The 851-nt window shown below is 45.0% G+C and carries 1 protein-coding gene; it reads left to right on the top strand.

Features of this window, described 5'->3' with window-relative positions; all coding sequences use genetic code 11:
* The coding region (locus tag A3751_RS19535; protein WP_156492654.1) for a histidine kinase dimerization/phospho-acceptor domain-containing protein at positions 1–851 on the top strand (851 nt) is incomplete at both ends.

Here is an 851-nt window from a genome sequence, read left to right as displayed (position 1 = left end):
TATCTCTTGAACCAACACTGTTATTAGAGCTTGAGTCTGATCAAAGCGGTCGTAGTATTTATGAGCTGTATTTGAAGGTTTTCAGGGGTCTGTTGGAGGCTACCGATAATCAGGAATCCGTAGTGGCAGAGTTGGCAAATGCTTGGGGTATGGCCTTGTATCCTCTAGAACAAGCGAACGCGCTACGCTCACAAAGTGCTTTAGATAGTTTGTCTGAGAAGGGGTTCTATCTGGTTGTCTCTGACAAAAGTGTGTCTGCATTGTTGCGAGCTCCAACAGGTGAAATCTACAGAGTCGTGTTTCCCGAGCCATTTAGTTTGATTTCTTGGCCTGTACTAGGTCTTTTGATATTCGGTCTATTGGCTAGTATCTATGGATTGGTTGCTGTCTTTGTTCAAGGTTATGAGCGCAAGTTGCTCAGTGTTGAAACCGTTGCGGCTCGCATATCTAGAGGCGAATTGGATGCGCGTGTAAAAATTTCTAATGACGGCAATGAGTCGGTGGAGCGTTTAGGGACGGCCTTCAATGCAATGGCTGATCACATTCAGCGCTTGATGCTGGTTCAGAAAGAAATGATTCATGCGGTCTCGCATGAGTTGCGAACTCCTGTGGCGCGTATTCGTTTTGGTGTTCAGATGATTGAAGATTGCTTCGATGACGCGTCTCGACAGAAACAAATCAAGGGGATTGATGGCGATATTCAAGAGCTAGATGAGCTTATAGACGAAATTCTTACCTATGCCCGTCTTGAGCAAGGTGGACCAATACTGAGTTTTCAGCATGCCAATCTTTTCGACATTGTTTATCAAGTGGTAGATGAGCAAAGCGTAGGTAAGCCAGATCTGGAAATT

The organism is Oleiphilus sp. HI0080 (assembly GCF_001635135.1).
The sequence above is the reverse complement of the archived record's forward strand: the minus strand, read 5'-3'. Positions and strand labels throughout refer to the sequence as shown.